Annotated in this window: 26 protein-coding genes; 13 read left to right on the top strand and 13 right to left on the bottom strand. The window is 60.6% G+C overall.

Annotated elements, in window-relative coordinates; translation table 11 throughout:
- Window positions 1-40: 40 nt before the first annotated feature.
- Window positions 41-892, bottom strand: a complete 852-nt coding sequence (locus GJE22_RS01825; protein ID WP_218957869.1) for a class I SAM-dependent methyltransferase — start codon at window positions 890-892, stop codon at window positions 41-43.
- Between the two features lie 77 nt (window positions 893-969).
- Window positions 970-1,563, bottom strand: a complete 594-nt coding sequence (locus GJE22_RS01820) for a TetR/AcrR family transcriptional regulator (RefSeq protein WP_144687207.1) — start codon at window positions 1,561-1,563, stop codon at window positions 970-972.
- A gap of 154 nt (window positions 1,564-1,717) precedes the next feature.
- Here GJE22_RS01820 and GJE22_RS01815 point away from each other — a divergent pair, with 154 nt between their 5' ends.
- From GJE22_RS01815 to GJE22_RS01800, 4 genes are all read left to right on the top strand, one after another.
- Window positions 1,718-2,002, top strand: coding sequence for a type II toxin-antitoxin system RelB/DinJ family antitoxin (locus GJE22_RS01815; RefSeq protein WP_144687208.1), 285 nt, complete (start codon window positions 1,718-1,720; stop codon window positions 2,000-2,002).
- Window positions 2,003-2,004: 2 nt separating this feature from the next.
- Window positions 2,005-2,313 (top strand): type II toxin-antitoxin system RelE/ParE family toxin, encoded by a 309-nt coding sequence (locus GJE22_RS01810; protein WP_144687209.1) that lies wholly within the window; start codon window positions 2,005-2,007, stop codon window positions 2,311-2,313.
- 259 nt (window positions 2,314-2,572) lie between these two features.
- Entirely contained in the window at window positions 2,573-2,923 is a 351-nt protein-coding gene (locus tag GJE22_RS01805; protein ID WP_144687210.1) for a DUF2200 domain-containing protein, read from the top strand.
- Between the two features lie 132 nt (window positions 2,924-3,055).
- Window positions 3,056-3,361 (top strand): hypothetical protein, encoded by a 306-nt coding sequence (locus GJE22_RS01800; protein ID WP_144687211.1) that lies wholly within the window; start codon window positions 3,056-3,058, stop codon window positions 3,359-3,361.
- A gap of 29 nt (window positions 3,362-3,390) precedes the next feature.
- On the opposite strand, the gene GJE22_RS01795 is transcribed toward GJE22_RS01800, so the two are convergent.
- The 6 genes from GJE22_RS01795 to GJE22_RS01770 form a co-directional block, all read right to left on the bottom strand.
- Complete coding sequence (locus GJE22_RS01795; RefSeq protein WP_235895718.1) at window positions 3,391-4,182, bottom strand: MerR family transcriptional regulator; 792 nt, start codon at window positions 4,180-4,182, stop codon at window positions 3,391-3,393.
- Window positions 4,183-4,605: 423 nt separating this feature from the next.
- Entirely contained in the window at window positions 4,606-4,827 is a 222-nt protein-coding gene (locus tag GJE22_RS01790; protein WP_087186569.1) for a DUF6440 family protein, read from the bottom strand.
- Window positions 4,828-5,010: 183 nt separating this feature from the next.
- Entirely contained in the window at window positions 5,011-5,607 is a 597-nt protein-coding gene (locus GJE22_RS01785; RefSeq protein ID WP_144687212.1) for a helix-turn-helix domain-containing protein, read from the bottom strand.
- 352 nt (window positions 5,608-5,959) lie between these two features.
- Entirely contained in the window at window positions 5,960-7,006 is a 1,047-nt protein-coding gene (locus GJE22_RS01780; RefSeq protein WP_235895746.1) for a glycosyltransferase family 2 protein, read from the bottom strand.
- Between the two features lie 921 nt (window positions 7,007-7,927).
- Window positions 7,928-9,343: a lipopolysaccharide biosynthesis protein gene (locus GJE22_RS01775; protein ID WP_144687214.1), complete on the bottom strand. Its 1,416-nt coding sequence runs from the start codon at window positions 9,341-9,343 to the stop codon at window positions 7,928-7,930.
- 18 nt (window positions 9,344-9,361) lie between these two features.
- Complete coding sequence (locus tag GJE22_RS01770; RefSeq protein WP_186297345.1) at window positions 9,362-10,468, bottom strand: glycosyltransferase family 2 protein; 1,107 nt, start codon at window positions 10,466-10,468, stop codon at window positions 9,362-9,364.
- 499 nt (window positions 10,469-10,967) lie between these two features.
- On the opposite strand from GJE22_RS01770, the gene GJE22_RS01765 reads away from it, so the two are divergent.
- Complete coding sequence (locus tag GJE22_RS01765) at window positions 10,968-11,951, top strand: D-isomer specific 2-hydroxyacid dehydrogenase family protein (RefSeq protein ID WP_144687216.1); 984 nt, start codon at window positions 10,968-10,970, stop codon at window positions 11,949-11,951.
- Between the two features lie 293 nt (window positions 11,952-12,244).
- On the opposite strand, the gene GJE22_RS01760 is transcribed toward GJE22_RS01765, so the two are convergent.
- On the bottom strand, window positions 12,245-13,138 hold the full coding sequence (locus tag GJE22_RS01760; RefSeq protein WP_186297346.1) for a CorA family divalent cation transporter: 894 nt from the start codon (window positions 13,136-13,138) through the stop codon (window positions 12,245-12,247).
- A gap of 470 nt (window positions 13,139-13,608) precedes the next feature.
- Between GJE22_RS01760 and GJE22_RS01755 the strand changes: the two genes are divergently transcribed.
- The 6 genes from GJE22_RS01755 (at window position 13,609) to GJE22_RS10210 (ending at window position 19,118) form a co-directional block, all read left to right on the top strand.
- Entirely contained in the window at window positions 13,609-14,337 is a 729-nt protein-coding gene (locus GJE22_RS01755; protein ID WP_144687218.1) for a lantibiotic protection ABC transporter ATP-binding protein, read from the top strand.
- A complete protein-coding gene (locus GJE22_RS01750) occupies window positions 14,334-15,194 on the top strand; it encodes an ABC-2 family transporter permease (RefSeq protein ID WP_235895719.1) in 861 nt (286 codons plus the stop codon). Before GJE22_RS01755 ends, GJE22_RS01750 begins: the two co-directional genes overlap by 4 nt.
- Entirely contained in the window at window positions 15,194-16,027 is an 834-nt protein-coding gene (locus GJE22_RS01745) for an ABC-2 family transporter permease (protein WP_144687219.1), read from the top strand. Before GJE22_RS01750 ends, GJE22_RS01745 begins: the two co-directional genes overlap by 1 nt.
- Window positions 16,020-16,490 (top strand): hypothetical protein, encoded by a 471-nt coding sequence (locus tag GJE22_RS01740; protein ID WP_144687220.1) that lies wholly within the window; start codon window positions 16,020-16,022, stop codon window positions 16,488-16,490. The genes GJE22_RS01745 and GJE22_RS01740 overlap by 8 nt, the downstream gene beginning before the upstream one ends.
- A 373-nt stretch (window positions 16,491-16,863) precedes the next feature.
- The gene (locus tag GJE22_RS01735; RefSeq protein ID WP_144687221.1) at window positions 16,864-17,526 is read left to right on the top strand and encodes a response regulator transcription factor; all 663 of its coding nucleotides are present in this window, start codon (window positions 16,864-16,866) and stop codon (window positions 17,524-17,526) included.
- A 29-nt stretch (window positions 17,527-17,555) separates the two neighbouring features.
- Entirely contained in the window at window positions 17,556-19,118 is a 1,563-nt protein-coding gene (locus tag GJE22_RS10210; protein WP_186297347.1) for a sensor histidine kinase, read from the top strand.
- 309 nt (window positions 19,119-19,427) lie between these two features.
- On the opposite strand, the gene GJE22_RS01725 is transcribed toward GJE22_RS10210, so the two are convergent.
- The 3 genes from GJE22_RS01725 to GJE22_RS01715 form a co-directional block, all read right to left on the bottom strand.
- Entirely contained in the window at window positions 19,428-19,826 is a 399-nt protein-coding gene (locus GJE22_RS01725) for an MmcQ/YjbR family DNA-binding protein (protein WP_144687223.1), read from the bottom strand.
- A gap of 101 nt (window positions 19,827-19,927) precedes the next feature.
- On the bottom strand, window positions 19,928-20,677 hold the full coding sequence (locus tag GJE22_RS01720) for a GyrI-like domain-containing protein (protein WP_144687224.1): 750 nt from the start codon (window positions 20,675-20,677) through the stop codon (window positions 19,928-19,930).
- A gap of 89 nt (window positions 20,678-20,766) precedes the next feature.
- Entirely contained in the window at window positions 20,767-21,219 is a 453-nt protein-coding gene (locus GJE22_RS01715; protein WP_022348805.1) for a zinc ribbon domain-containing protein, read from the bottom strand.
- Between the two features lie 322 nt (window positions 21,220-21,541).
- On the opposite strand from GJE22_RS01715, the gene GJE22_RS01710 reads away from it, so the two are divergent.
- Window positions 21,542-23,545, top strand: coding sequence for a GTP-binding protein (locus tag GJE22_RS01710; RefSeq protein ID WP_186297348.1), 2,004 nt, complete (start codon window positions 21,542-21,544; stop codon window positions 23,543-23,545).
- Window positions 23,546-24,043: 498 nt separating this feature from the next.
- Here GJE22_RS01710 and GJE22_RS01705 read toward each other — a convergent pair whose 3' ends face one another.
- Complete coding sequence (locus GJE22_RS01705) at window positions 24,044-24,799, bottom strand: ABC transporter permease (protein ID WP_144687226.1); 756 nt, start codon at window positions 24,797-24,799, stop codon at window positions 24,044-24,046.
- A 54-nt stretch (window positions 24,800-24,853) separates the two neighbouring features.
- On the opposite strand from GJE22_RS01705, the gene GJE22_RS01700 reads away from it, so the two are divergent.
- Entirely contained in the window at window positions 24,854-25,819 is a 966-nt protein-coding gene (locus tag GJE22_RS01700) for a LytTR family transcriptional regulator DNA-binding domain-containing protein (RefSeq protein WP_144687227.1), read from the top strand.
- Window positions 25,820-26,053 lie beyond the last annotated feature (234 nt).

Below are 26,053 nucleotides of genomic sequence, written 5' to 3'. Positions count from 1 at the left end.
ACATGCTGGCACATGGTCGATTGTTCCGCAGTTCAGGCATTTAGCCCTTGCTTGCGACCACAAGGCACCCCGTGAGCCCAATCCGGCTCCAGCGCACTCGCTGGAACCATGTGCCCAGAATCGTGCGGAGCTCCGCCTCCGAGTAGATGCGCACGTCCCCCTCGTGAGAGAACGGCATCCAGGCATTCATCACCGCGCGTGCGGGCGCTGGCTGCCACACGTCGCCCAGTACCAGCGCCCCGCCTTTTCTGAGAACGCGCCACATCTGAAACGCCGCACGGTCTGGATCGGGATAGTGATGAAACGAATCATTGCATACCACAAGGTCGAAGGCTCCATCATGAAAGGGCAGACGCTCCGCATCGGCCTCGCGGACCTCCGCCCTGCCCGCAAGGCGTGCCCGTGCACGCTCTACCATGGCAGGCGAAAGATCGACGCCGGCAAGGCGGCAGGAAGGGAATGCGCCTAGTAGCCGCTCGGACAGCATCCCGGTACCACAGCCCACGTCCAGCACGCTTGGAACGGGAATACTTTCCATCGCTCGGCGCGCTTCCTCGAGAATGCAGGGATAGAGCGCTCGGGCATGGTCCCCTTGCATACCCTCGTCGTATATCGGCGCTTGCTCGTCAAAAGCCGCTTTTGAACGAGCTTTGAGCTGCTCCGGAGCGAGCTTGCTGCTCCTGCGCCCCTGCGCGCTGAACCGCTGCGGGGCCGGCGCTTCTCCCTTGCGCCCGCGCGCGCTAGATCGCCGCGAGGCTGGCGCATCTCCCCCGCGCCCGCGCGCATTGAGTCGCTGTGGGGCTGGCATTTCGCCCTTCTCCTCGCGTGCGTCGAGCTGCCCCGAGTCCGCTGCTCCGCCCACGCCCGCCTGTCTGTCGATACCCTCGTCCATCTCTCATCCTTTCTGTTGAACATTGCTCAATCATTACGTGCAAGAAAAGCCCAAGCCTAAGGACTCGGGCAAATCTCCTATCCTTTGCGCTCGCCGATGTGCCGGAACTCCTTCATAAGGGCCGCTACGTAGCGGCGCGCCGCCCGCCTCGTCTGCTCACCCAACTCGTGCCCATCCGACGCAAGCCCGATGCTTCCGTATACGAGCATTCCGGCAAGCATCTCGGCATCGGGCGCCGGCATGCCGCGCGTTGCCGCATCGCGCTCGAGCGCAGCGGTCAGGCTGGGCCGCACCGCTTCGCAGATGCCAAGAGAGAGCCTCTCGTGAAGCGCACCGTGCTCGCTCGCATGGAAGAAATCGGCATACGGGAACGCTTCCCTCTTAGTTCCCAGGTCGAAGGCCAGGTCAAGCTGCTCATCCAGCGAGAGCGAGCGGTCGGCAAAAATCGAGCAGAACCGTTCCGCGCACTGGCGTGCGTACTCCTCAATCGCCGCATCAAAGAGCGCCTGCTTGGAATCGAAATAGTGGTACGCGAGCCCCGATGCCACGCCCGCCTCCCGCGCGACCGCACGAACCGACACGTTGTCATAGCCTTTCTCGGCAAACAGCCGCATGGCGCATGCCAAAAGCTCGCGTCTGCGCTCCTCGGGATCTTTAACCGTTCGGGCCATACCATCGCCTCCTTGTCAGGCCTCATGGTAGTCCTCGATTGAGCATTGGTCAATAATGGGATCCATAATCTCTCACTTAAGTTCAGAAGTGATGTATATATACATATGAATGAGGTATATTCGATATATCTTCTATATAGCTGAGGTGATTGCTATGGCAACGACAACTATTACTCTGGATGATATCGTCAAGCAAGAAACAACGGAAATCCTCGACAGCCTTGGTCTTTCGCTCAGCGGGTACTTCAATCTTGCTGCCCGTCAGCTCATCATCAAGCGCCGCATTCCATTCGATATCGAAGCGCCCGATCCCGCGCCAAACGAGGCAACACGTCGCGCAATGGTGGCAGCCGAAGCAAGGGAACTCGGCATCATTCCCGATGATACGCCGGCTTTCACCGACGTCGATGACCTTCTCGCTTACCTTGACGAGGCGTAAACATGTTCGAGCTGAAACCTGAGCCGCAATTTATCGCCGACTATCGGCAGGTGATGCGAAAACACCCTGCATTAAAATCGGAACTCAGAGCCGCTCTTCGAGAACTTGCCGCCACGGGAACGCTTCCCGCAATGTACCGGCTTCACCAGCTTGCCAATCCGGGAGGAAACTACAACGGGCACATGGAGTTCCATCTCGCCGACGGCATGGTTGACGTCCTTGTCCTATTCATGCGCCACCGCTCCAACCCTGTTATCAGGCTTGTGCGCATGGGATCGCACCAAGAGCTGTTTCAGGGCCCGCTGAAATAGCAAACAGAAGCACGAATTAAGAAGAAAGAAGCATCGCTGACACTAGAAATGAACGTCACAACCCGTACCCTCCGATGGAAAGGGCTCGTACGCGCATGGTACGCTTGACGGACAGCCTTGATTCTCCTCAGGATGAAGGGCGATGACCCCGTCCCGGCTCGGCTCGCCTTGGTCCCGGCTCGGCCCGGCTTGCCCCGCCGGCTCGGCCCGGCTTGCCCCGCCGGCTCGGCTCGGCCCGCCTTGACTGAAAGGAACTGCCATGGCTCGCATGCAGATTGCGCAGATGTCGTTTGCCAAGGTCTATCCACTGCTCGTGCAGAAGGCCGAACGCAAGGGCCGTACTAAGGAGGAGGTCGACCAAGTTCTCTCCTGGCTTACCGGATACGATGCGGCGGGGCTTCAGGCACAGCTTGAAGCGGATGCCACCTACGAGCAGTTCTTCGCGTCAGCGCCGCGGCTCAATCCCAATCGTTCCCTTATCACCGGCAAAATCTGCGGCGTAGACGTCTCTGCGATTAAAGATCCGGTCGAGCAGAATGCGCGCTATCTGGACAAATTGGTAGATGAGCTCGCTCGCGGGCGCGCCATGGAAAAGATCCTACGGTCATAGCCGTCGTAAAGCCATCCCCGGCGACCGCCGCGCCGGCGCTCCTCCGGCGGCGTCATTCCTGGAAGTTGGTTCGCTGGGCGAACGATCGGCCCTGGTTCTCGCCCGAATGAGTCAAAACAGACCCGTCCCATTTTGACCATTTCCATCAAAATCATCGTTGACCTGCGCCGCGCGCTTTCAGACGACCGGGCGCTTCGCCGCCTCCACGCAAAGGAGAACGACGAGCTCCAGGCTCACATGGAGCGGGAAGTTGCGAGGACGTTCATCCAGATCATGCCCGCGCTCGCTGTGATCGCCATCTTCGCCGGGGCGCTCGTGAGCCTTGAGTCCATGGCAGCAGCTGCCGCAACGCTCGTGTTTCTCTCGGTGGCCCTGCTCGTGGTCAAGCTATCCTACAAGATCCGCCTGCAGGGCGAAATCGGTGACGATGTGGAGTAGCGGGCGCTTCACCATACCGTGATGCCAAGCTATAACAGGTAGGCCTCGAGCACCTTGACGAGGAACTCCGTTGCCCCCGCGCCGGCAGCATCGTCGTAATACGAGCGGAATCGGTCGTCGGCCAGGTACATCTGCGCCAAGCCTCGATGCGCCTCGGGCGTGTAGCGCCCGGCACCCCAATGCCCCTCGATCCACTGTGCATGCATGTGCGCGAGCCGCCGCGCTTCCTCGCTCGCCGGGTCACCCGTTGCCATGGCAATCGCGAGCTGCCTGTTAATTTCATCGCCCAGCTGCTCGAGCGAATCCCATTCCTCGCGCGAAGCGGCCCGCAAGCGCTCATTCGCCGCATCTACCGCTTCATCGCCCCAGCGCGCCCGTGCCTCGTGACCATACGCACGCTCGTTCTCCGCGATCCTTTCGCCCTTCAGCGCCTCGAAGGCATCGTTCTCGTTCATCTGCTCGATCCTTTCGATTGTGGCAATTGCCGCTTCCGTGCGTTCAATCGCCTCGTCCAGCGAATCTCTCTGCGCGCTCAGAGTAAGAAGGTGCGCATGGAGCACATGGCGGAGATCTCCCTCATCGTTCTCTAGCAAGCTGTGAATCGTAGCCACCGGCAAGCCGCAGGCCCGCATGGACAGGATGTACGCCAAGCGCTTGGCATCGCTGGCGGCGTACACACGATACCCGCTCTCCGCGCGCGAAGGACGGAGTAGCCCCTCCTCCTCGTAGTACCTGAGCGTGCGCGCGCTCACGCCGGCGAGCTTGGCCAACTGGCCCACCGTATAGCTCGCGTCGCTGCGCCCCATACCTCGTTTTCCCATGCCACACCTCCCTGCAACCATAGTGCACCTTGCCGCAGCGGAAAGGTCAAGCATGGGACGGCTGACGCCCCAACCTCCCTCTCTTCAATACATCGAGCGCACATAGACATACCGGCCGCGCGATTTACCAACCACGCGCCCCAATGCCCCCTCCTCTTACAAGGTTTCAACTTTTGGGCACTTAACGTGCGCACCGCCGAGTGCAAGCAAAATTGCCCGAAAGAAAAGCGCTGGTAGAACGGTTGATGGCCATTAGCAAACCCGGCTTATACTCGGGGCCCTCTCGATAAAGTGCCCAAAAGTTGCAATCTCGTATGCGCTTGCATCCGGAGAGCGACTCGCAGGCGTTTTCCAGGCCGCCAGCCGACAAGCATGGTGCTCGCGATACAGCGCCCACCGCGTTGCGATGGGCGCCGGCATCAGCTATTCCCTGTCGAGCAGCTGGCCCATCGCTACCGGGTCGTCTGCGTCGAGCGGCGTGACCACTGGCTTGCCGTCGGCGTCTACCAAAACGGTGATGCCGCTACCGCCCGTCATGTTGGAAGACATCAGCAGGTAGTTCACCCCGGTTTGCGTGTCGACAATAATCTTGCGAACGTTGGTCACTCCCTGGGAGTAGACCTCGACGAAACGATCGTGTGCCATGGTTGTTCCTTTCCGTAGATGGACAGCAGCAATCGCACTGGGCATTTCCCACACCCAGGAGATTCCACGAAGCGAAGGCTGGCTCGAGACGAGGTGGCTCGGACCTAGAGGCAAAGCAAGCCGAAGCGAGGCGACGCAAGCGCGCGGCAAACCGGGGACGGAGCCTTTCTCGCCGATGGGCCATCACCCTATGAATCTGACGACGATGCCGGCGGCTCCCCACCCGCAGCAAAGCCCTACGATAATCATCAGAACAGTGAGCGCGATCCTCCGCGCGACCCAGTGCTCGCCGGCGCGCTGGTTGAAGCGGCTATTCACATCGGGGTCTTCGCCCGCTAGGTACGCCTCCACCGACTGGTACGCGTACAGCTGGTTGTCATGACGCATCTTGTCGACTCGGAACGCAGCAACCGATGCGGGAGCGAACAGAACCACGGCGGGCATCACGATGCACGGGACGTCTAGATCCATGATGATTCCGGCTATCACCCACACCAAGCAGGCAAGACCGAATACCGTCATGATGATTCCAAGACGACGCATCCTCTTCGAGCCCACGGCAAGGGCCTCGCGCATCTCAGGCGAATCCTCCCTCACCAGCGCATCGATGCTCACGCCAAAGATATTGCTTAGGAGGAGCAGGCTCTGCACGTCGGGATATGTTCGATCCGTCTCCCAGTTGGAGATCGTGTTCCGTGTTACGAATACTGCCTTCGCCAGCTCTCCCTGGGACATCCCCAGCCGCTCGCGATGCTCCTTGATGCGCTTTGCGAGTTCCACGCGGATCCCTTCCCTCCAACTGCGTAGGCACCAGACCGGGCCACTGTAGCACCCAAGCGCTTTACCGTACGTGCAGCCATGCGAAAATAGCATGCCAAAAGTCTTTGGCAGCCGCGCTGAACTGGAAGCTTTGTGAAGCACAAAGCTTCGATATAAAGCAAAAGGACCCCTGATGGGAGCGATGGCTCAATTGATGAAATGCATATTATGATGGATGTTCATTGCTTTGAATGACGAAGAACGGCCTTGGCCCCGTCCTTCATCTCGGACGAGGCGAGCATCGGAAGTCCGAGGGGTAACCAAACGATGCGGGTAGCTCATTGGCACCAACAAGGTCACCCGAATTCTTCGCTCAGCCAACCATGAAAGCACGGACACTTCGATTACGGATTCGCCTGGCGAGCCCTGCTGCACGAATAAGTTTTTCAACCACTGTGAAATGACCCTGCCTAAGGTTGCAAAGTATCAGCCAATAATCAAAGCGCTGGACCGCAATACTGCAGCGTTCAAAAGCCCCTTCTTTGAGCATTGTCGAACGAATGACCCTATAAAGACTCATCTTCTCTTCGCGAGACACAGCGCCTTTGTCCAACAGATTTAAAAGGCTGATGTACAGGCTTGCCTCTCCGACAGAAGCAGCCTTGATGCATGCCCCTCCCCATTTGCTTGCGTACTCCGTAAGTCCGCGCGATACCACTACAACGTCGTCGAGCTGCCGCCTTCTAAAACGGCTCGTGCTTGATGATCCGTTATCGCGGTAATAATATAGCGGCTCATTTATTTGCACCAGGCTCTCGGATCGATCGATTATGGAAAGCAGCTGGAAGAGGTCCTCACCATGCACTAGCCCTTTGTACGCCCCATAGTCAGAATCCATGTCTATGCGGCAAAGCCGCACGGCTTTGCCGCATAGATTGTTGAAGCACCCACGACAGACGCATTCCTTCACCTTCGCATACCTTTTATCGCGATACTCGCCAGGCCGTAGCCTCACTCTTTGTGAAACCGAGAAGTCGGGCACCCTTGAAAAGGGGAATGAAACGATGTCCGCCCCCGTGCGCTCAATCTCCCTAGCTAATACCATGAGCGCATCGTCTCGCAACAGGTCGTCTGAGTCGAGAAAGACCACATACTCACCTCGTGCGTACGATATCGCTATTCGGCGTGCCATGAGTGGGCCTGCATTTTCCTGGCGGAGAACCCTGAAACGCAGCCTGGAATCAGCAATTCCACTCAGTATTTCGCGGGTTCCATCCGTGGATCCATCATCAACGACAATCGCCTCAAAGTCGTCAAATTGTTGCAAAGCGACAGAATGAAGCGTTTCTTGAAGATATCGCTCCGCATTGTAGGCAGGAATAACTATGGAGAACAGCGGGTTTGTTCCAGCATTTTCCATTTTATTCACACGCTCCGTCCTAATCCATCTTGAGGCTGCGCGCCCCTGGCCCATGAGCAAACCCGTCTGCACGCGCAGCGCTCGCCCACAATTGAGGCGGTAGAGCCGCTAACCGCGTAGACACCATCGGTGACGAGGGCATAGCGGCGATAATCTCGTCATAGGGGGAGTCCAAAAGCTCGACGGACAGGACGAGGCACAAGATAGCTGACCAAGCCCACCTCGTCTGCGAAAACAGAAAGCACGACCCTCGGTACAGGCTCCTGGATTTCGCGAACCAGCATCTCCGCCACTTTATATAGTGCTCCTCGCAAAGCATGGAAGCATCGAACGGAACTGATTCGGACAACAAGGCTGAATTCCGCACAGATGGACATCTCACGCCCACCGGCGTATGCACGAGGCGCTAGCGCGCATGCCTTCAACGCACAGCACCCCATGGAAAAAAGCCCGGCGGCCAAGCTGCATCGGCTTTGAACATCCGGTCTCGCTTCTGGCATTGCTGCGGCGGACACCCAAGCCCCCTCTTCTCCGGTTGGTACTCCTGTACTCCCGGATAGGGAGTACATTTCTGAATCCGTAAATAACGACATTATACGTCACCCTTTTAGTGCCTTACAGACAAATGACCTGCTCTACGAGATTTGGCACCTGCTCCGATGCGCTCGAAAGCGATGGGCGAAAAGATGCGCTTTGTGACGCCACGAACAACTTCGCCCACCCATGAAAGCGGGCTATCGCCCGACGGCTGAGCCCCCTTCACCCTGCCTTCACGCAACCGCTTATTGAAATCAGAGGCGGCCAACTCAAGGCGCCTCACTGCCTGCAAGCTACTTCAAGCTCCTCTGGAAACACGTGTCATCTGGGACCCGTAGCAGGCATAATAACTTCAGATGATAAAACCCTGGAGCTTGCACCGATTTATGCATGACGCAGCCCGACGAGACGCCCAACCACTCGAAGGGAGTCGCGGTTAACCATGTAGTAGAGCGTTAGCACCACTAAGAAGGCAATAGGAGCATCGAAAAGAACGATCGACACCTCAAAGAAAGCTGCAAGGAGAACTTCTGATGCAAGCTGCCGACGAACGCTTACCCCGTAGAGGCGGAGTAATAAGGCTTCGGATGCAACGCTACGCACGGCAATACAAACGACGACGCTCAGCGCCGCCAAATGCACGTTATCGAGCAGAAAAATGCTCATGGCGGCAAGGGAACTCGAAGCGAACATCGTCAGAAGGTTGACCACAAGAAGGTAACCCTCCTTCCGGAGCGCCTTAAAGTAGGTACCGCAAAGCAGGTTCATCTTGCAATCGAAAAAACAAATGGGCAGCAAAATCGCCAGAAAATCAACGCTCGCCAAGTATTGCGGAAGCCACCAGGCAATCAGCAGGCGCACCGGAAAGTAGAGTAGATAGCCAAGGGGAAGCACGGCATTGAGCACCGCCCGCATTTCGCCTACAGCACGGGCCGCCCCGCCATCTCCCAAACGCCGAATCATCGGCAAGAACACAGTGGACAACTGCGACACAAACGAGAGAAAGAACATGACAATCGAGGTCGAAAACGAAAAGACCCCAAACACGGCGACGCCCCATCGTGCATCCACCATTGATCTGGCAACTCCCACAATAAGCTGGTCTGCTTGATAGGCCACCATGACCTTGAAGCCTGAGCGTACGTCGGCGATGATGTCGCGCATTGCTCCCTTCCAATCCGCGCGCGTCCCGTTAAGCAGACTTCGCATGTAAAGGCATACAAGCACCAGGAAGCCCAACTGGGAAAGCATCGACGTGACGATCAGCTGCACATATCCCAGTGCACCTCCTGACAAGAGCCCCAGCAGCATCGCAAAAAACGCAATCCGACATGCCATACCGACCTTGGACTGAACATGGGTAAGATTAACGCTTTGGAGCAGAAACGACATGAACGTCGTTATATTACATATGACGCCGTTGACCATCACCGCCACCACTACAATCAGCCGCTCTGGAGAACCCCACCATGCAACGACAAGCGGAACGGCAAGTATCGCGAGCAGAACGGTTTGCGAAAAAGCCACCAAAATCAGCTCGCCGCGAAACGTATGGCAATTGACCTCGCTGAGATGTTTGCCTGCCAACCGCAGAACCAGGCCGTCGTTCACGCCAAGCATGGCAATCCCGGTATAGCCGGAATAGAGCGAGAACAGTTGCCAATAGCCGTAATCGCCTACCCCCAGCGCCTTGGGAACCACAAGCGAGGTGAGCACTGCCGACACAAGGTTCAACGCCTGAGCCGCCGTCGCAAAGAACAGGTTTTTCCGGATGCCTCCGCATTCCTCAAGCCTAAACATGCTCACGGTACCTTCAACTTAATCAGCACTTCGAGCTCCGCTTCTTTGCCCATTCGGCCTTTCTGAGGAAACATCGCCATCGATAATTGATGGAAACAGGACTCGCATATGTTGGCTAATCCATGACAATTGCTGCTTAAAGCATCGCAGAAACCCATAAAAAAGACCCAACGCCCTCGGACAATCATGCAAAAGGTAGAACCGAATCGGACGACATTTAAGCGGAAGCGGGACCTCTCGCATCCTTTCAAGGGCACCGTTTCGCATCATCGTAGACCGCATCAGCGAAAAAGCCTTGAGTGCCTGATGGCGATCTGCGCCACTATATGCAATCTCAAGCACGTATAGATATAGCGAGGCCTCTCCCACCAAGCCGCTCTCCTGACACGCATCGCCCCATGAGGCCGCATATTTGCGCAATCGCCTACCAACCGTCTCGATGTCGCGAATCATCCCGAAGCGAAAGTGGCTTGTAACGGAATTCTGGTTCCTCCGATAGAAGTGCAAAACGTCCGGTATGAGGACAAATGAGCATGCCGCATCAAAAATGGGGAGAATCTGAAAAAAATCTTCTGCCTGAGTAAGCCCTATATATGACGAATAGTCGGCATCTATATCAATGCAGGAGCGACGGATGGCTTTTCCCCAAATGCTCACCATTCGTCCTTGGCACAGAAGACGCCGAGCCTCTTGATAGTTATTAGAGAAATACAAGCCAGGAGATACTCCAAAAGGACCCTCTGCCTGAGATAGGGATTCGTCTCTTGAATATCTATATGCAACAATGTCAGCATTGGTCTGCTCTATCACCGACGCGCAACGTTCAAGCGCCCGAGGATGAAGCCAGTCATCCCCATCGAGAAAAAGAATATACGAACCCCGCGCATGGGCAAGGCCGAGACGGCGTGCAAGCAAGAGCCCATGATGGCCTTTGTTCAGAAGCAATGCGCGTGGATGACGACGCGCGAACTCTTCGAGCTTGGCGCTCGTGTCATCCGTAGAACCATCATCAACCAACACTATCTCAAAATTAGTAAAACTCTGAGACTGAAGCGAATTTAGAGCTTCATCGATGAACTCCCCAATGTTGTATGCATTTACGATGACACTAAACAAGGGATTCACTCGACACCGCCTCGCCATCTATGGAAAAACACGCCCTTGACATCCGTAGCCCTCTGCTCCATCAAAGATGGTATCGGCCATCGCGCCGACGACCTTTGTGGAACCGGGTTCCAAAGCCGCAGAATGAATCGCTCACGAAGACACATCGTCTTGATTCTCCAAACGATAATAGTCGATGTTGTCAAGGCCCAACAACCATGAGCCCCCCCCCACTAATATTCTGCCACTCTCATTCTCTCACTCTCGAACAGCATCGATACATCCCTGAAAATCAACTGCAATGCGCTAGCCACCGAATTGACAATACGCAGTTGCCGTGTCGCAAACACCAAGCCCCTCGTTAGGCACTTTTACAGAGCTTCTTAAGGGAATGACAATGCGCACCCGCGCTATGATGGGACGGCACGTCTGCCATGCTGCTCACCAGCCTGCCGTATGTCGGCCCGCGCTGGCAGCACAGCTAGCCTCTACCATCCATCCAATCGCCCTAAGGAGCGCTATGAAGATCTTCGCGTTTGCCCTGCGCCCGTTCGACGAGCTCGCTTACCTTGAGCGCGCCTGCCACGAGCTGAACATCGAGTTCGACTGGACGAGCGAATATCCCACGCTGGAGAACGCCTCGCTCGCCGCCGGCGCGGACGCGCTCACCATCATCACCAACCCCATGACGGCCGAGCTCCTCGACCGCTATCACGAGCTCGGCATCCGCGCCATCGCCACGCGCTCCATCGGCTACGACCACATTGATGTGGACCATGCCCGCTCGCTCGGCATGCGCGTGGCCCATGCCGCCTATCCGCCCGAAGGCGTTGCAGATTACACCATCATGCTCATGCTGATGGCCCTCCGCCGCGCCAAGCAGGTGTTTCGCCATGCCGGAGTGCAGAACTTCGGGCTCGAAGGCAAACTTGGGCGCAGCTTGGGATCCTGCACCGTGGGCGTGGTAGGCACAGGCGCCATCGGATCGTGCGTGATTCGAGAACTCGCCGGATTCGGCTGCCGAGTGCTGGCATGCGACCCGTTCCCGCGTGACGACGTGCGCGCGATGGCCGAGTACGTGGAGTTGGAGAAGCTGCTCTCTGAATCCGACGTTGTGACGCTCCATGCACCTGGACTCGCAGAAAACCGCCACATGATCGGCGCCGCCGAGCTCGCGCTCATGAAGCCCGACGCGGTGCTGATAAACGCCGCTCGCGGTATGTTGGTCGATACCGATGCCCTCATCACCGCACTCGAACAGGGGCGTTTGGGAGGCGCCGCACTCGACACCATCGAGCATGAGGCCGGTCTCTACTACCTCGATCGAAGCCATGACGTGCTCGCCAACCGAGAGCGCGCCATCCTCATGGCTCTGCCCAATGTTGTCGTCTCGCCACACATGGCGTTCTACACTGCCGAGGACGTTGAGCAGATGGTGCGCACCAACGTCGAGGCGCTGCTGGCTTTCGACCGCGGGGACGGTTCGCCCTACGAGGTGCGATAACCGGTGCCTTGTGAGAAGATTCCACGCCGTATAATGTGGTTTACGCGGATACCGGAGCTGCCGAAAAGCGTCGCATAACTCGCGGGAGAAGGCCCAATCTGAGCTCCAGTCTCGAGATATGCGACGCTCGGAAGGGCAGAATGCGGATTGCTGGCGTCTACGATGAAGCGCCGGCCGCCCGCGCCTGAGGGACGTCGGCAGCTAGCGCCGGCCGCCCGCGCCTGGGGCTGCGTCCACACGGGCCGTTGGCGCCCGCGACTGGACCGACTGCCTGCCAGCAGCGCGGCGAATTCCTAGCGCCTGCGGCGGCGACTTCCGAATCTCAGCCATCCGCGTCGGTAGAAGAACACCACCTCTGCAACGACGATGACGATGCAGACGCACGCCACCAGCAGGTAGCCGTCCGCAGCATCGATGAGGCCCATATGCGGGAAGTTCATGCCGTACCATCCGGTTATCACCGTGAGCGGCATGGCAATCGTCGTGACCACGGTGAGCCACTGCATCACGTTGTTCTGCCGGATATCAATTCCCTCTTGATAGAGACCGTTGACCTGCAGCGCATAGTTCTGCAGCGATTCAAGCCGCGCGGACAGGCGGTCGAGCTGGCGCGAGAGCGCCGCAAAGCGCGCGCGGGAAACCGGGCTCATGAAGGCCGCATCTTCCCCGCCCAGAAGGCCAGCTATATCGGAAAGCCCCTGGTAAAACGTATCGAGCCCGAGCATTCGGCGAGAATCAGCCATCATCTTCGCTCGGTCGATGCGCTCTCGCCCCTCTAAAAGCAACTGCTCGAACTCCTCGAAATCCGCGCGCACGCGAGAGAGGAGCTCGGGCTGCTCGCGCAACGGCTCGGCAAGCAGACAGCAGAGAACGTCGGCGCAGCTTTCCACCGCGACATCGTCTGAGGACAGCGCGTTGAGCACCGGCGCGCAGACGCCGTCGCCATCAACGATGACGAGCTCGCTCGATGTGAGAGAAAAGGCGAAACGAGGGGCCTCCGCAGCCCTCCTGCCTGCAGGGGGAAGCACCACCACACCCACAGCGCACGTATCGCCCACCTCAGCGAACGGCATCGCTGCATGTGGAAGCTGGGCGACGACCCCCATGCCCACCCGACCGAACTCATCGTCGGCGGCATGTTCGGGGCCGACAATCATAACCGTCGGAACGCGAGATGGCCGTGCCATGCCCTCCGCCTCTGCCGTTCGACCGCCATGCGGCGCCAACTTTTCCGCAGGCGCCAGCCGATCACCCAAAATAGTCCAGACCTTCGCCATCGCCGCACCTCCATATGGCATCAATCTCTACGCCTCATGGTACCCATCGGGGGAGGCTTTAGGGCCGCTGCCTTGCGGGAAGGTGGCTGCATTGGCTGCATGCGGGAAAGGCAGTGGCATTGGCACCTGCGGGATAGACAGTGGCCCTGGCGCTCTTCCGAGACATTCCGGCGGTCTTGGCACCTATCGGCTGCCTGTGAGAGCGGCCCCGTCGCCCTTCCGAAGCTTGCGAAGGAAGCCCGCGAGCAGGGTTCGAAAGAGAGCACGGCGCGACCATGTCCCGCGCCACCCAAACAGATGGAAGACCGTTATGGCTTCGTTATAGTTGCCCGCGAGCATAGGAAACGTCAAGAAGCGGGACGCGAATAGAAAGGACCCCCATGGCGTTCATGCTCGAAACACGCGGGCTCACCAAACAGTTCGGCCGCGGCGACCACGCCCAAACAGCCGTGGCCGATGTGAACCTCCACATCAAAGAGGGCGAAGTGTACGGCCTCCTCGGGCCAAACGGCGCGGGCAAGTCCACGACACTCAAGATGATCTGCGGAATGCTTCGCCCCTCGGCAGGGCAAATCCTCATCGACGGCCACCCGTGGCAGCGCAACGACCTCTACCGCATTGGCTCGCTCATCGAAGAGGCAACGCTCTACCCCAATCTCTCTGCGCGGGAGAACCTGCGCGTCCGCACGACGCTCCTCGGCCTGCCCGAGAAGCGCATCGACGAGGTTCTTACCGAAGTGGGCCTCGGCAACGTGGGCAGCAAGCGCGCGGGCCGTTTCTCCATGGGCATGAAGCAACGGCTGGGAATCGCGCTCGCCCTGCTCGCGCACCCGCATCTGCTCATCTTGGACGAGCCTACGAACGGGCTCGACCCCATTGGCATCGAGGAGCTCCGCGACACCATCCGCGGCTTTGCGGCACGCGGCATCACGGTCCTCGTCTCGAGCCACATCCTTTCGGAGGTGCAGCAGATGGCAGATTCGGTGGGCATCATCCACGAGGGCAGGCTTGCCTATGAGGACCGGTTGCACAAAGGCCAGGACCTCGAGCAGCTCTTCATGGATGTCTGCAGGCACGGAAGGGCTTCTCAGCAGAGGGAGGTGGCATGATGGCTTCCCTAGATCGATGCTCCGCAGCAAACGCAGGCCGCTTGGGTGCCAGCGCGCAGGCGTCCCGTGCTACCTCGACCGACGCCCAAGCGCCCCGCGCCACCCTCGGGTCGGCGCTTGCCGCAGAGGTGCGTAAGGTCCGGCACGCCGCGCCCATGCGCCTCGCCCTCATCATGGCTCTACCGTTTCCCCTCATAGCACTCCTTACCGCACCGAGCGGCAACGTGAGCTTCTCACCCTGGAACTACTGGTACGTACTCCTCATGCCGGTAACGATTGCCCTGTTCACCGGGTGCGTGGCCAACGCCGACGCACGCATGCGCAATCGCCCGCTCCTCGGTTCAGGAGCCCCGCTCGGGCAGGCCTGGTGGGCGAAGGCGCTCTGGTGCCTCATGCTCTCGGGGCTCTCCAACCTCGTCGTGTTCGCTCTGTACATCGCAGCGCTCGCCATCGGAGGAGGCCTTTCTGCCGCAGCGGTGCTTACCATGGCGTTGGCGGCCCTTGCCACCACCATCACGAGCGCGTGGATGATACCTGCGGGGCTTTTCCTCACCGCCCGCGCCGGGCTCTTGGCGGGCATCTTCCTGCCGCTCGCCGTTCAGCTTGTGGGCGGGTTCGCCTGGAGCGCCATCCCCGTGCCGCAACTCTTCCCGCCCTCGGCGACCACCGTCATCCCCACGGCCTTCATACCCGTGCTACCGAGCGGCGAGCCCCTTGCCGCAGATACCGTGCTGAGCGGTGCGCTGGCAGCGAACGGCGCGCTCACCTGGGTGGGCATCGCCGTGGCCGCACTGACGTTTGTCCTGCTCACCGCCGTATCCGCAGCATGGTTCGCGCAATCTGAGGAGGTGCGCTGATGAGCATGCTCGCCGAAGCTTGGACAGAGCGCATGACGCTCCTTCGCGCCTTGCGTTCCGAGGCACTTCGCCTCGCGCGCTCACCGCTCGCACCCGTCCACCTCGCCTGCGCGCTCACGGGCGGCATCGCCTGCGGGGCGTACTTCGCCTACGCGCCGTGGGATCCGGCCTTTGGCGCAGACGCGTACGTGCAGCTGCTTGGCGCGCTTATGCCGCTGATGGCGAGCATCGCCTGCGGGCTCAATATGGACGAGGAGCGCCGAGCGGGGCGGCTCGCCAATCTCACAGGCGCTCCTTCGCGCGCGGTCGCCATCGCAGCCAAAGCAGCCTTACTCTGGACGGCGGGCGCGCTCGCGCTGCTGCTCGCGATGAGCATCTTCGCCAGCGCGCTCGCCCTAACCGGAAGGTTCTCGCTCAGCGCCGAAACGCTCGGCTTGGCCACCGCTGGAATCTGCTTGGGGAGCGTCCCGCTCTATCTGCTCTTCATCGCCATTGCCCTACAGAGTGGGCGGAACGCCGCTATCGGTGCAGGTGCGGCGGGGCTCGGCATCGGGCTCTTCTCGGTAGGCGGCCTGGCGCATGGCCTCATGACCGGCGAGCTCACGGCGGCAAGCGGGGGCGTGCTCGGCCTGATTCCCTTTTCCTGGCCTGCACGGCTCGGGTCGCTCGCCGTCGAAGCGGGCATTGCGCGAGCAACGGATGCCGCCCAGGCCGCCGCAATCAGCTCGCTTGCCTGGGCGCTCGCCATCGCAGCGGTCGTGCTCACCATAGCGGGGCTCGCCGCGCTCATAGCATGGTTCAACCGATTCGAAGGAGGACGAGACGATGCCTAATCCAGCCCCTGCCCGTGCTATGCCTAACCTCACCCGCACCCACGCCGTGCCTAACCCCGCCCGCTTCCGCGCTGTCGCGCTCCTGCTTCCCGCGCTGTTCGCCTGCACCCTGCTCTCGGGCTGTGGAGGCGGCTGGGGCGTGGCGGTGAGCTCGTTGTTCGACCGCGTCTTCATGCCCCAGGAGACCGTCTGGGCAGCCTCCCCAGAACCCGATTCGTTCACCGAGAGCTACGCCGATGCCACCGGCGCCGGTACCAACTACGTCTACCGCGTCCAGGGCGCCATCGCCGATGGCTCGCCCGTTGAAGTTACCCTTATTTCGTACGGAGGCAAGACGTCGGGCGAGGGATGGCTCCAAATCGAAGCTCATGGCGGGTCCGGCGTGCGGTACCGGACAATAGATGAACTCGATGTGCCGCTCGCAGCGCATGAGGCGCTTGCGGAACCCTCTTCTGCATCGTAACGGCGATAATCCATCGCGAAACAAGTTCGAGGCTCGAGTCGGAAGGTTTTTTGCGAACCTCCGAGTAGACACGGCCGTGCAATCAACAAAACCCCTGTTGGCAGCTGCGCATTACAGCCGGCTACTCGGCCCATCGACAAAAACCTTCCGACTCGAGCCTCGAACTGTTTCAACCGTGCGGCGGCATCGGGCAAATGGGGCGAACCCTCTCCCATCGTTATCGCTTCGTTAGAATGTTGGCGCACCATGAAACACGATGAACCACAGACGCCAGGTGCCTACGAGTCAAACGCGGGCACCACGTGAAACGCAGACACCGGGTGTCCACGATTCACGAACCACGGTGAGCCAACCGCAGCAGAAAGGAGCGAACGTGGCGCGCATCATCGCGATCGACGACGAGCAGGCGATACTCGATGTGATCGAGCGCATCCTCAAGCGCGACGGGCACGACGTGCTCTGCCTCGCCGATCCCACCAGTGCTCTAAAGCTGAACCTTGCCCGAGCGGACCTCATCTTATGCGATGTGATGATGCCCGGCATCGACGGCTTCGAGCTCGTGCGCGAGTTGCGTCCGCGCTTCGACGGGCCCATCGTCTTCCTCACCGCCAAAGTTGCCGAAGAGGACGCCGTGACCGGCTATGGCCTCGGCGCCGACGACTACGTACGCAAGCCGTTCGGTGCGGCCGAGCTGCGTGCGAAGGTCGCCGCTCACGTGCGCCGAGAACGGCGCGAGCACACGCATGCGATCGCCTTTGGCCCGGTTCGCCTAGACCTTGGAGCTCGGTTAGTCACGGTCGATGGCACACCCGTCGCCCTCACTCCCACGGAATATGAAATCTGCGAGCACCTTGCCCGCCATCCCGGTCAGGTGCTCAGCCGCGCGCAAATCTGCGAGGCGCTTTTCGGTTGGGAGCGCGAAGTTGACGATGCGGCCATTTCCATGCACGTAAGTCGTGCGCGCAAGAAGCTCGCCGCCGCCGGGGCCGACCCGATTGCGACCGTATGGGGAATGGGGTACAAGTGGCAGCTTTAAACAGCAGTGAGAACCAGGGAGGCCAGCCCGTGCTAAAGGACCGCGAGGTAGCAGGCACCCGTGAAGAGGGCGCCGATGGGGCAGGAACCAGCAAGGCCGGTGTTGCCGACGCGCGCGCCCGCCACGCATGGCGCATGCCGCTTTCCTTCCTCATCGCACGCTACTTCTTCTACGTGCTCGCCGCCCTCGCGGGAGTATGGCTCGCCGCGTTCACGGCGTTCAGCATGACGCTCAACGCCGGGCTCGTCTATTCAGCGAATTACGGTGCGGCCCATGCCAACGAGACCATTACTGCGGTACAAGAGGCGGGATCGGTAAACGAGGCGAGCATTCCCTCTGCATATCGGTATGCCCATGTAGCTCATGATGGCACGGTGCTTGCCACCGACCTTTCGGCGGAACGTCTTTGTCGTGCGCTCGATGCCACCGCCAGCTTTCGGTCTGAGGGCGCGAGCAGCCCGCAAACGTTCGGCATGGACGGAACCACATATTCGGTGGGCAAGCTCGCAGACGGAACGTTCTGCATTCTTACCAGCACTTACATGCCCGAATACACCACACGAGAGCTGCGCGACACACTTCCCAACCCGCAGAACCTCATGATTGCAGCCGGCTGTGCTGGAAGCGCCTTGGCGGTTGCCCTCATCGCGCGACGCGCCTCGTCTGTGCTAACAGGCAAGATGTTGCCGCTAACAGACGCGGCCGAGCGCATCGGGAAGGAGGAGCTCGATTTCGCTGTGGGCGCAAGCAATGTGCGCCAAATTGACGACGTGCTTGCGGCGATGGAACGCATGCGCTCCTCGCTCGCAGATTCTCTTGAAGCGCGCTGGCGCTCCGAGCAAGCACAACGCGACCAGATCGCAGCGCTCGCGCACGACCTCAAAACGCCGCTCACCGTGGTACGCGCCAACGCTGAATTTGTTGCGGAGGAAATGCAGGACCTTGAGAAACCTGGAGCCTGCAGCCAACTGGCGAATAGCGCTTTTTCCGATGTCGCCGCCGCTGCGCATGACGCAGCGCAGGGCTGCAAGCAGGTCGATCGATACGTGCAGCTCCTCATAGAGGCATCGCGCGGAAAGACGCCCGAGGGAGCCAGACAGCGCATCGATGCTGCCAGCTTGGCAAAGCATCTTGAACGAGAGGTCGTCCCGCTCGCACGGACCACGGGGGTGGAACTGCGCGTCATACGCGACGACGCCCTCGGGGGCGCGAGCGTTTTCGTTGAAGCCCAAGCAGTTGAGCGCGCAGTGGCCAATGTTGTCTCGAACGCCGTCGACCATGCGCGAAGCCGAGTGTGCATAGCATTTAGCCTTGCGGAGCATGACAAGAGCTCCGCTCGCGCTCTCGCCATCGACGTGGAAGACGACGGGCCAGGCTTCTCGCCCGCAGCCCTCGAACATGGTTGCGAGCGCTTCTTCCGCGACGATGCGTCCCGCACAGGCGCCGCATCGGGAACACATTACGGCATCGGGCTCTTTGCTGCTGCGGAAACCGCTCGCAACCATAACGGTACCATTGAGCTCACCAACCTCACGAACCCTGATGGCTCCACCCGCGGCGCCCGGGTTACGCTTCAGCTCCCGCTTGCTTAGCCTGTCACCCCCTTTGTCCGGCCGGCCCTCCTCATGCTTGATGCACCTTTCATCCTGTCCAACCCGACCCTCTCCTGGCCAATGTGCTCTTCCATGCTGTTTTACGTAATAAGGGCTCGCTTTAAGGTGCTTATTGCGTAATTCGGCATGCTACCTTCATCGCGGCACGCCCACCCGCAACACGCCATCCCGTCGCAGCCCGTCACGCCCTCGCGGCGCGCACTCCCGCCGCAGCCCGTCAAGCCTCGACGGCATGCCGCCCCCCCACCGCGGGCAACAAATCCGCCTTCGACAGTTCAACTTATCGCTTCAATTGGCGAGAATCTCGCGCTGCACCCTCTTCGTGAGCTTGGAAAACACAAGCCGGTAGCTCATGTCGCACAGATCGAGCACGAGGTCCTCCGACGGACCCCCGGGCCGCCCAACGCAATCGATATCCACCGATATCCAGGTGCGCCCGTCAGAATAATATCCAGGCAACACCGTGTTCGGATACTCCGCGCGCAGTTCGCGAATGCGATCAGGGTCGCACTTGAGCGAAAGAAGATGCCTGCCGGCATAGGGCTCCTTGGCTTCTGGTGCAGCAACGAACTCGCAGGCAAACTGCTTGCCACCCACCCAATACACCATCCATCCCCACGCCTCATGGAACGCCCTCGTTGCCCCGGCATGCGAGAGCAAGCGTTCGTCTATGTGCGCGTAGTCCACCTATACCCCCCCGAAGACTAGAACTGCACTGACAGCATTCATCGAGACGCTCCGCAACACCCCCGCCTAAGCCCGGCAAGCGTAAACCCGGCAAACGCACGTTACACGAGGGCGCTCACCGGATGCCTAATCACCGTCTTGAGATTCTCGGGCTTCGTACGCCGCGGGTCTCCCAGATATATCTCGTGATGCAATCGAACCGCGGGAACAGCACCATGCACATCAAGTGCATCGAGCATCTCGGCGGCATCGAAGCCCCTCGTCGCCTCATGCCCCGCCGGGGACTCGCCGCCCTCGGCGATATCAGTCGCCAGCCCTTCGTTCTCGATAAATGACGACAGCTTAGCGATGGTCGCAGGCTCGTCATCGTACGGCCCCCGATGCATGACCTGAGCACAAGATCCTTCAGCGAAGCGGACCAGGCGCAGGTCGCCCCGGTCGACCGGAACAGCAAGCTCGGGCTTTTTCTGGACGAGCAGCTCACACACCTTAATGAACACATCGGGAGTCACAAAATCGGGCTGCCTGATGAGCGAGACCCACGACAGGGCTCTCTTGTCGGCGATAACGGTACCATCAAAGGCCCCGGCACCACCCCACCACAGGCCCTCGAGCGGTGGCACCACATAATCGAAGTACCCGTCAGGCTGCCAGGAACCCATCTTCGCCATCTTCACGGTGTAGGAGAACCCATAGAGCAATGCAAGCGCCCGCGCGTATGCGCCGCCCTCCTCGTTGGGGTCGCCCGTACCGGCAACCGCGGCAAACGTCATCGCCGGCACCTCGATGCGCACCGGCTTCGTCTTGGCCTGATAGAGGTCGCGGTACTCTTTCTTGAAATCGAACGCCATGCCGGCCTCCTCTGCCGCCGGGATCCCATGCGTACATACTACACGAACATGTGTTCTCTTTCAAGCTTCTTTTCGCGCCCCACCGCGAACTAGCGGCTCTCCTTCCAGCGCTTGAGCGTTGGAAGCACGGCGCCCAGGAGCGAGGCGCTCTCGTCCACCGTCCAACCCATCGCCTCCGCCATGCGCGGGGCGCAATCCTCAATCATGTCCTCCATGGTGGTTTCGTAGGTATAGGCGCCGTCGTCGTAGCACCATCGGCAGAAATCCTCGACCTCGGTACCATCCGCCTCGTGGCCATGCTGGTCGGGTGCCGTGAACATCATTCCGCAGCTCTGACAATAGTGCTCCGGCATCTCAAGGAGCTCGGTTACGGGCACATCGAGCGTAACGGCGATGAGCTTCGTCATGTCGATCCCCGGCGCCGTCTCGCCTGTCTCCCACCGACTGACCGCCTGACGGGTGATAAAGAGCTTCTTCGCTAGATCTTCCTGTGTGAGCCCGCGTTCGCGGCGCAGACGGGGCAGCACGTCTTTGATAGCCATACCGGCACCTTTCTCACTAATGATACTCATTGAATCGCCCCTCCCGAAAGCGGGGCGCGGCATCCCCATTCTCTCCTTGCCCGCCTGTTCCTGTCGAGCAACAAGCTGTTGCGCGGACCCTTTAGGTGAAGGAGCTCTACGGGGTGAAGACGAAAGCCCTCGCCGAACGACGAGCCGCCACATCCCCCGGCGATGGCCTGCCAAGCGAATCGGTATGCAAACCCATACGGAACGGCTGCCCCACGGCACGGCCCGCGCACGCGATGCTTGGCCACCGCACTTGCTACAATCATGTGCGCTGGCAACGAAGAAAGGAGCACGGGTGAAGCAGGCGGTCGTAGGTCTTCTGGCGCATGTCGACGCAGGTAAGACCACGCTCGCCGAGGCCATGCTCCTCGCCGCGGGCGCCATCCGCACCGCCGGGCGCGTAGACCGCGGCGACTCGCACCTCGACACCGACCCCATGGAGCGCGAGCGGGGCATCACCATATTCGCGTCACAGGCCTCGCTTGACTGGAACGGCACCCACATCATGCTTCTTGACGCACCTGGGCACGTGGATTTTTCCGCAGAAGCAGAGCGCACCATCGCCGCCCTCGACTGCGCGCTCCTCGTCGTGGGCGCCAACGACGGCATCCAGGGCCACACCGAGACGCTCTGGGACCTGCTCCGGCGCCACCAAGTCCCCACGCTCATCTTCGTGAACAAATGCGATCTTGAACACCCCGGGCGCAGCACGCTTATGGCCGATCTTCGCGCACGCCTTTCCCCTGCCTGCCTCGACGGCGCCGCCTTCGCGTCGGGAGATCCCACGGCTCTTGAAGACGCCGCCTCCGCAGACGATACGGCGCTCGATGAATACCTCGAGACGGGCTCGATCGCCCCCGCCTCCTATGCAAGGCTCGTCGCAGAGCGTTCCGTCTTCCCCGTCTTCTTCGGAGCTGCACTCCGCAACGATGGCGTGCGTGAGCTGCTCGACGCATTGGCAGCCCTCGCTCCCGAACACTCCTGGCCCACCGCCTTCGCGGCGCGCGTATTTCGCATCAGCCGCTCGGATCGCGGCGAGCGCCTCTCATGGCTCAAGGTCACGGGCGGCACGCTCCGCGCCAAGATGATGGTCGAGGGCGCCGATCATGGCGCACCATGGGCCGAAAAGATCAACGAAATTCGCCTCTACCAGGGGAAGCGCCACGAAACGGTGGCCGAGCTGCCCGCCGGCAGCATCTGCGCGGTCACAGGTCTCACGCACACTATGCCCGGTAGCGCACTCGGTGCCGAGGCTGCAGCGCCACGCCCCCTGCTCGCCCCCGTCCTCTCCTACCAAGTCATCCCCGCGCCGGGAACCGACGCCTCCGCCCTCGTGCGCGCACTTCGCGAGCTTGCAAGCGAGGACCCGCTCCTCGGAGTTACCTGGCATGAACAACTCCAAGAGGCCCATGTTCAGCTTATGGGCGAGGTTCAGCAGGACGTGGTTCGCGAGCTCCTGCGTGATCGGTATGGCATCGAGGTGGGATTCGGCCCCGGCGGCATCCTCTACAAGGAGACGATTGTCGAGCCGGTCGAAGGGGTGGGGCACTTCGAGCCGCTGCGCCACTATGCCGAGGTGCGCGTACAGCTGGAACCGCTGCCGCGCGGAACGGGGGTGCAGTTTGGCACGCGCTGCTCTGAAGATGACCTCGATCGCAACTGGCAGCGTCTCGCTCTGAGCAACGCCATGGAGCGCGACCATGCGGGCGTGCTCACCGGGGCGCCCCTCACCGATGTGCGCATCACGCTCATCGCTGGCCGGGCGCACGCCAAACATACCGAGGGCGGAGACTTTCGACAGGCCACGTACCGCGCGGTTCGCCAAGCGCTCATGACGGCTCGCGAGCAGGGAGCGTGCGTGCTGCTGGAGCCATGGTATCGGTTTCGGCTTGTCGTTCCCGCTGATAAGGTTGGTCGCGCGCTCACCGATCTCACGCGCATGGCAGCGGTATTCGAAGCACCCGCAGCGGCAGGCGAGATGGCAGCGATCGAGGGAGTCGTCCCGGCTTCCGAAACCGGCGAATATGGACTCGAAGTCGCTCGGTATACTGGAGGACGCGGTCGCATCTCACTTGAACTCGAAGGCTATGCGAACTGCCATGACGCGGAAGCGGTCATCGAAGCCGGCGCATACGATCCGGAGGCAGACCTCCCCAATACGCCTGACTCCGTGTTCTGCAGCCATGGCGCTGGCCATACCGTCAAGTGGTACGACGTGCCGGAACACGCCCACACGACGGTCGACCCCGCGCGCCTGCGCCCATGGCGCCCAGCCGACACTGCGTTTTTCTCAAAATGACGAAGCTAACAGAGCAGCACGTATCATTTTGAGCACCAGGCCTGGTTGGGATGACCATACAAGATGACCTGCAGCGCAAGCGGTAGGAGCGTCATGCAACGACGCGTTCGACCCAGCTGGAATGTACCAAACATGACGGTCTTCAGCCCTTTTGACCAGCATTGCGGTTATCGTCGCCCATTCCACACGTACAAGCGCATCTCGCCGCGTGGCGAGGGGTAAGGCTGCCCCGGACGGCGGCCCCGCGTCCAGCCACTCAAAAATGAGTCCGTTCGATAATTAATAACGACACCCCAAGCGCTCATGTATCCAAAAATGCGTTAAGTCGGTCTTTTTATCTGTGGAATGATGGTGCAAACTCCCCAGCGCCCTGGTAGAAGACCTAGCAACGAGCCATCTATCAGGGCGGCGAGCAAATGGCACCCCTCTTTGACCAGATGAAAAGACCGACTTAGCGCATTTTTGGATAAAAACTCGCAACTAGTGGGGTTATTAATTCTAAAGCGCGCGATCTAGCTCCTCCTTGAGGTGGGCGGCGGCGCTGCGATGGGCCAGAAACGAGAACGCCCCGCACGCTGCAACCCATGCGACCATAAGGCCTGCAAGCAGTGCAGGCGATGCAGCCGATTCCATGCCGCAGAGCGCCCGGGCGAGCTCCGCCGCCTGGCCACCCGGCATGAGCCACCACACCTGCCGTAGCCCCGCGGAAAGAAATGCGATGAGCGGCATCGTCGCCATGAGCGTGATGGGCACCGCGAACACGCTCGACGCCATCTGCTCGGTCGCGAGCAACCCGAAGGCAAGGCCCGCAAGCAAAACGGGCAGCATAGCAGGGACAGACAGCAAAAGCGCCTGTACAGCGAGCCCCATAGGAAGCCCTAGCAACAGGCACAATAACCCCTCGACCGCAAGCGTCGCTACCAAGGCCGAAAGCAGCTTGGCGACCGCAACCTCAGCGAGCGACACCCCCGCCTCGGCAAGCGTGAGGTACATGCCGCGTTCCCGCTCCTCGGCCATCACGTACAGCGTCATCACACATCCGACGAATGCGGGCGCGCACCCAATCACGAAGGTCATGAGGAACGCCGGCGGCTCACCGGGTTCAAAGCGAACGCCCTGCACCGTGATGGTGCGAAACACCCATCCGAGCGCAGCGGAGGCGGCAACCATCACAAGCACCGTGCGGTTGCGCACGGCGTCCATCACATCGCGCCGCATGAGCGCGGCGATATGAGAGCGTCCACGTTGGTCCATGCGCCCATGATACCCGATATACTGTATGCTCGGCATTCGACAGGGAGGATGGACATGGCGAGCAGCACCGCGCAACGCGACAACGGGCAACGAGCCGCATATGCCTCGGTGGAAGAGCTGCTTGCCGGCGAGATGGGAGCGAGCGTTCATATCGAATGCGGACGCGAGACCGTGGACCGTGCAGCTCGCTTCGTGCACGAACGCTACCAGCGGCGGCGCTGCGCGTTCTACCTCGCCACCGACCAGGGCTTCGATCGCGAAACCGTCCGTTCCTACCTCACCTTCTTCTCGCGCATCGCGGGCGGCAGCGTCACGGCAAGCGACGCCATCGTGCACTTCGGCCTTGCGCATATCGCGAAGACCCAGATAAAGAAACTCTCCCTCGAGCAGCGCGCGCTCATCAATTTCGCTCGCATGAGCCTCTTCGAGCCGGAAGTCGTGTTCTGCGAGCGCCCCCTCGCGAACATCACCCCCGCTACGCGCGGCGTCGTCACCGCATGGATGGGCGCCGTAGCCGACGCGGGCGGCATCCTCATCACCGCGGGCGAACCGCTCCGCGAGGCGCTCCTCATGCCCGGCACCGCGTATTACGAAGAGGATGGGCGCTTTCTACCTGCCAAGACTGCCATCGGGTCCGAGCCCGAAGAGCCCGACGAGGCGTTCTATGCCGGGGACGAGGTGCATGTGTTCAAGGTGCCGGCCCGCATGGACGGCGCGACGCTCCTCTTCGATCCGCGCGAGGTCGATTTCGTGGAGAGTGTGAACCGCCAGAACTTCGCGAGCGTACGCGGAGAGCTCTATCCCGTGAGTATGACGCTCGACGAACTCGAAGCGGAGCTCGAGCGATTCGGGTTCTTCCGCTGCCACCGGTCCTACATCGTGAACGTGCAGAAGGTGGCAAAGGTCGAGCGCTTTACCCGGAGCAGCTTCAACTTGACCCTCGCCGACGCACGCGAAACGCAGATCCCGCTCGCCAAGGGCCGTGCCGAGGCCATGCGCGACCGTTACGGATGGCGGTAGCCCTCCTGCCATGAGGGATGAGCCCCTTTGCGCCACGCCAAGTGTCACGCTAGCGTCATGCTAGGGACAGCCCTCCTTGCGACAGGGATGAGCTCGCTTGCGCCATGCTAGGGACAGCCCCTGCGATAAGGGGCACGGCGCATGCTCCTCTCGTCACCTCTCATGCTCCTTTCGTCGTTTGCGCTGCTCCCAATAGGCAGAATGCCTTGAGTGCGCGCCGCCGCCCGGCGAGGA

Origin of the sequence: Enorma shizhengliae (genome assembly GCF_009676995.1) — a bacterium.
Lineage (GTDB): Bacteria > Actinomycetota > Coriobacteriia > Coriobacteriales > Coriobacteriaceae > Enorma > Enorma massiliensis.
Note: the sequence above shows the minus strand (reverse complement) of the source record. Positions and strands in the feature narration are given on the sequence as shown.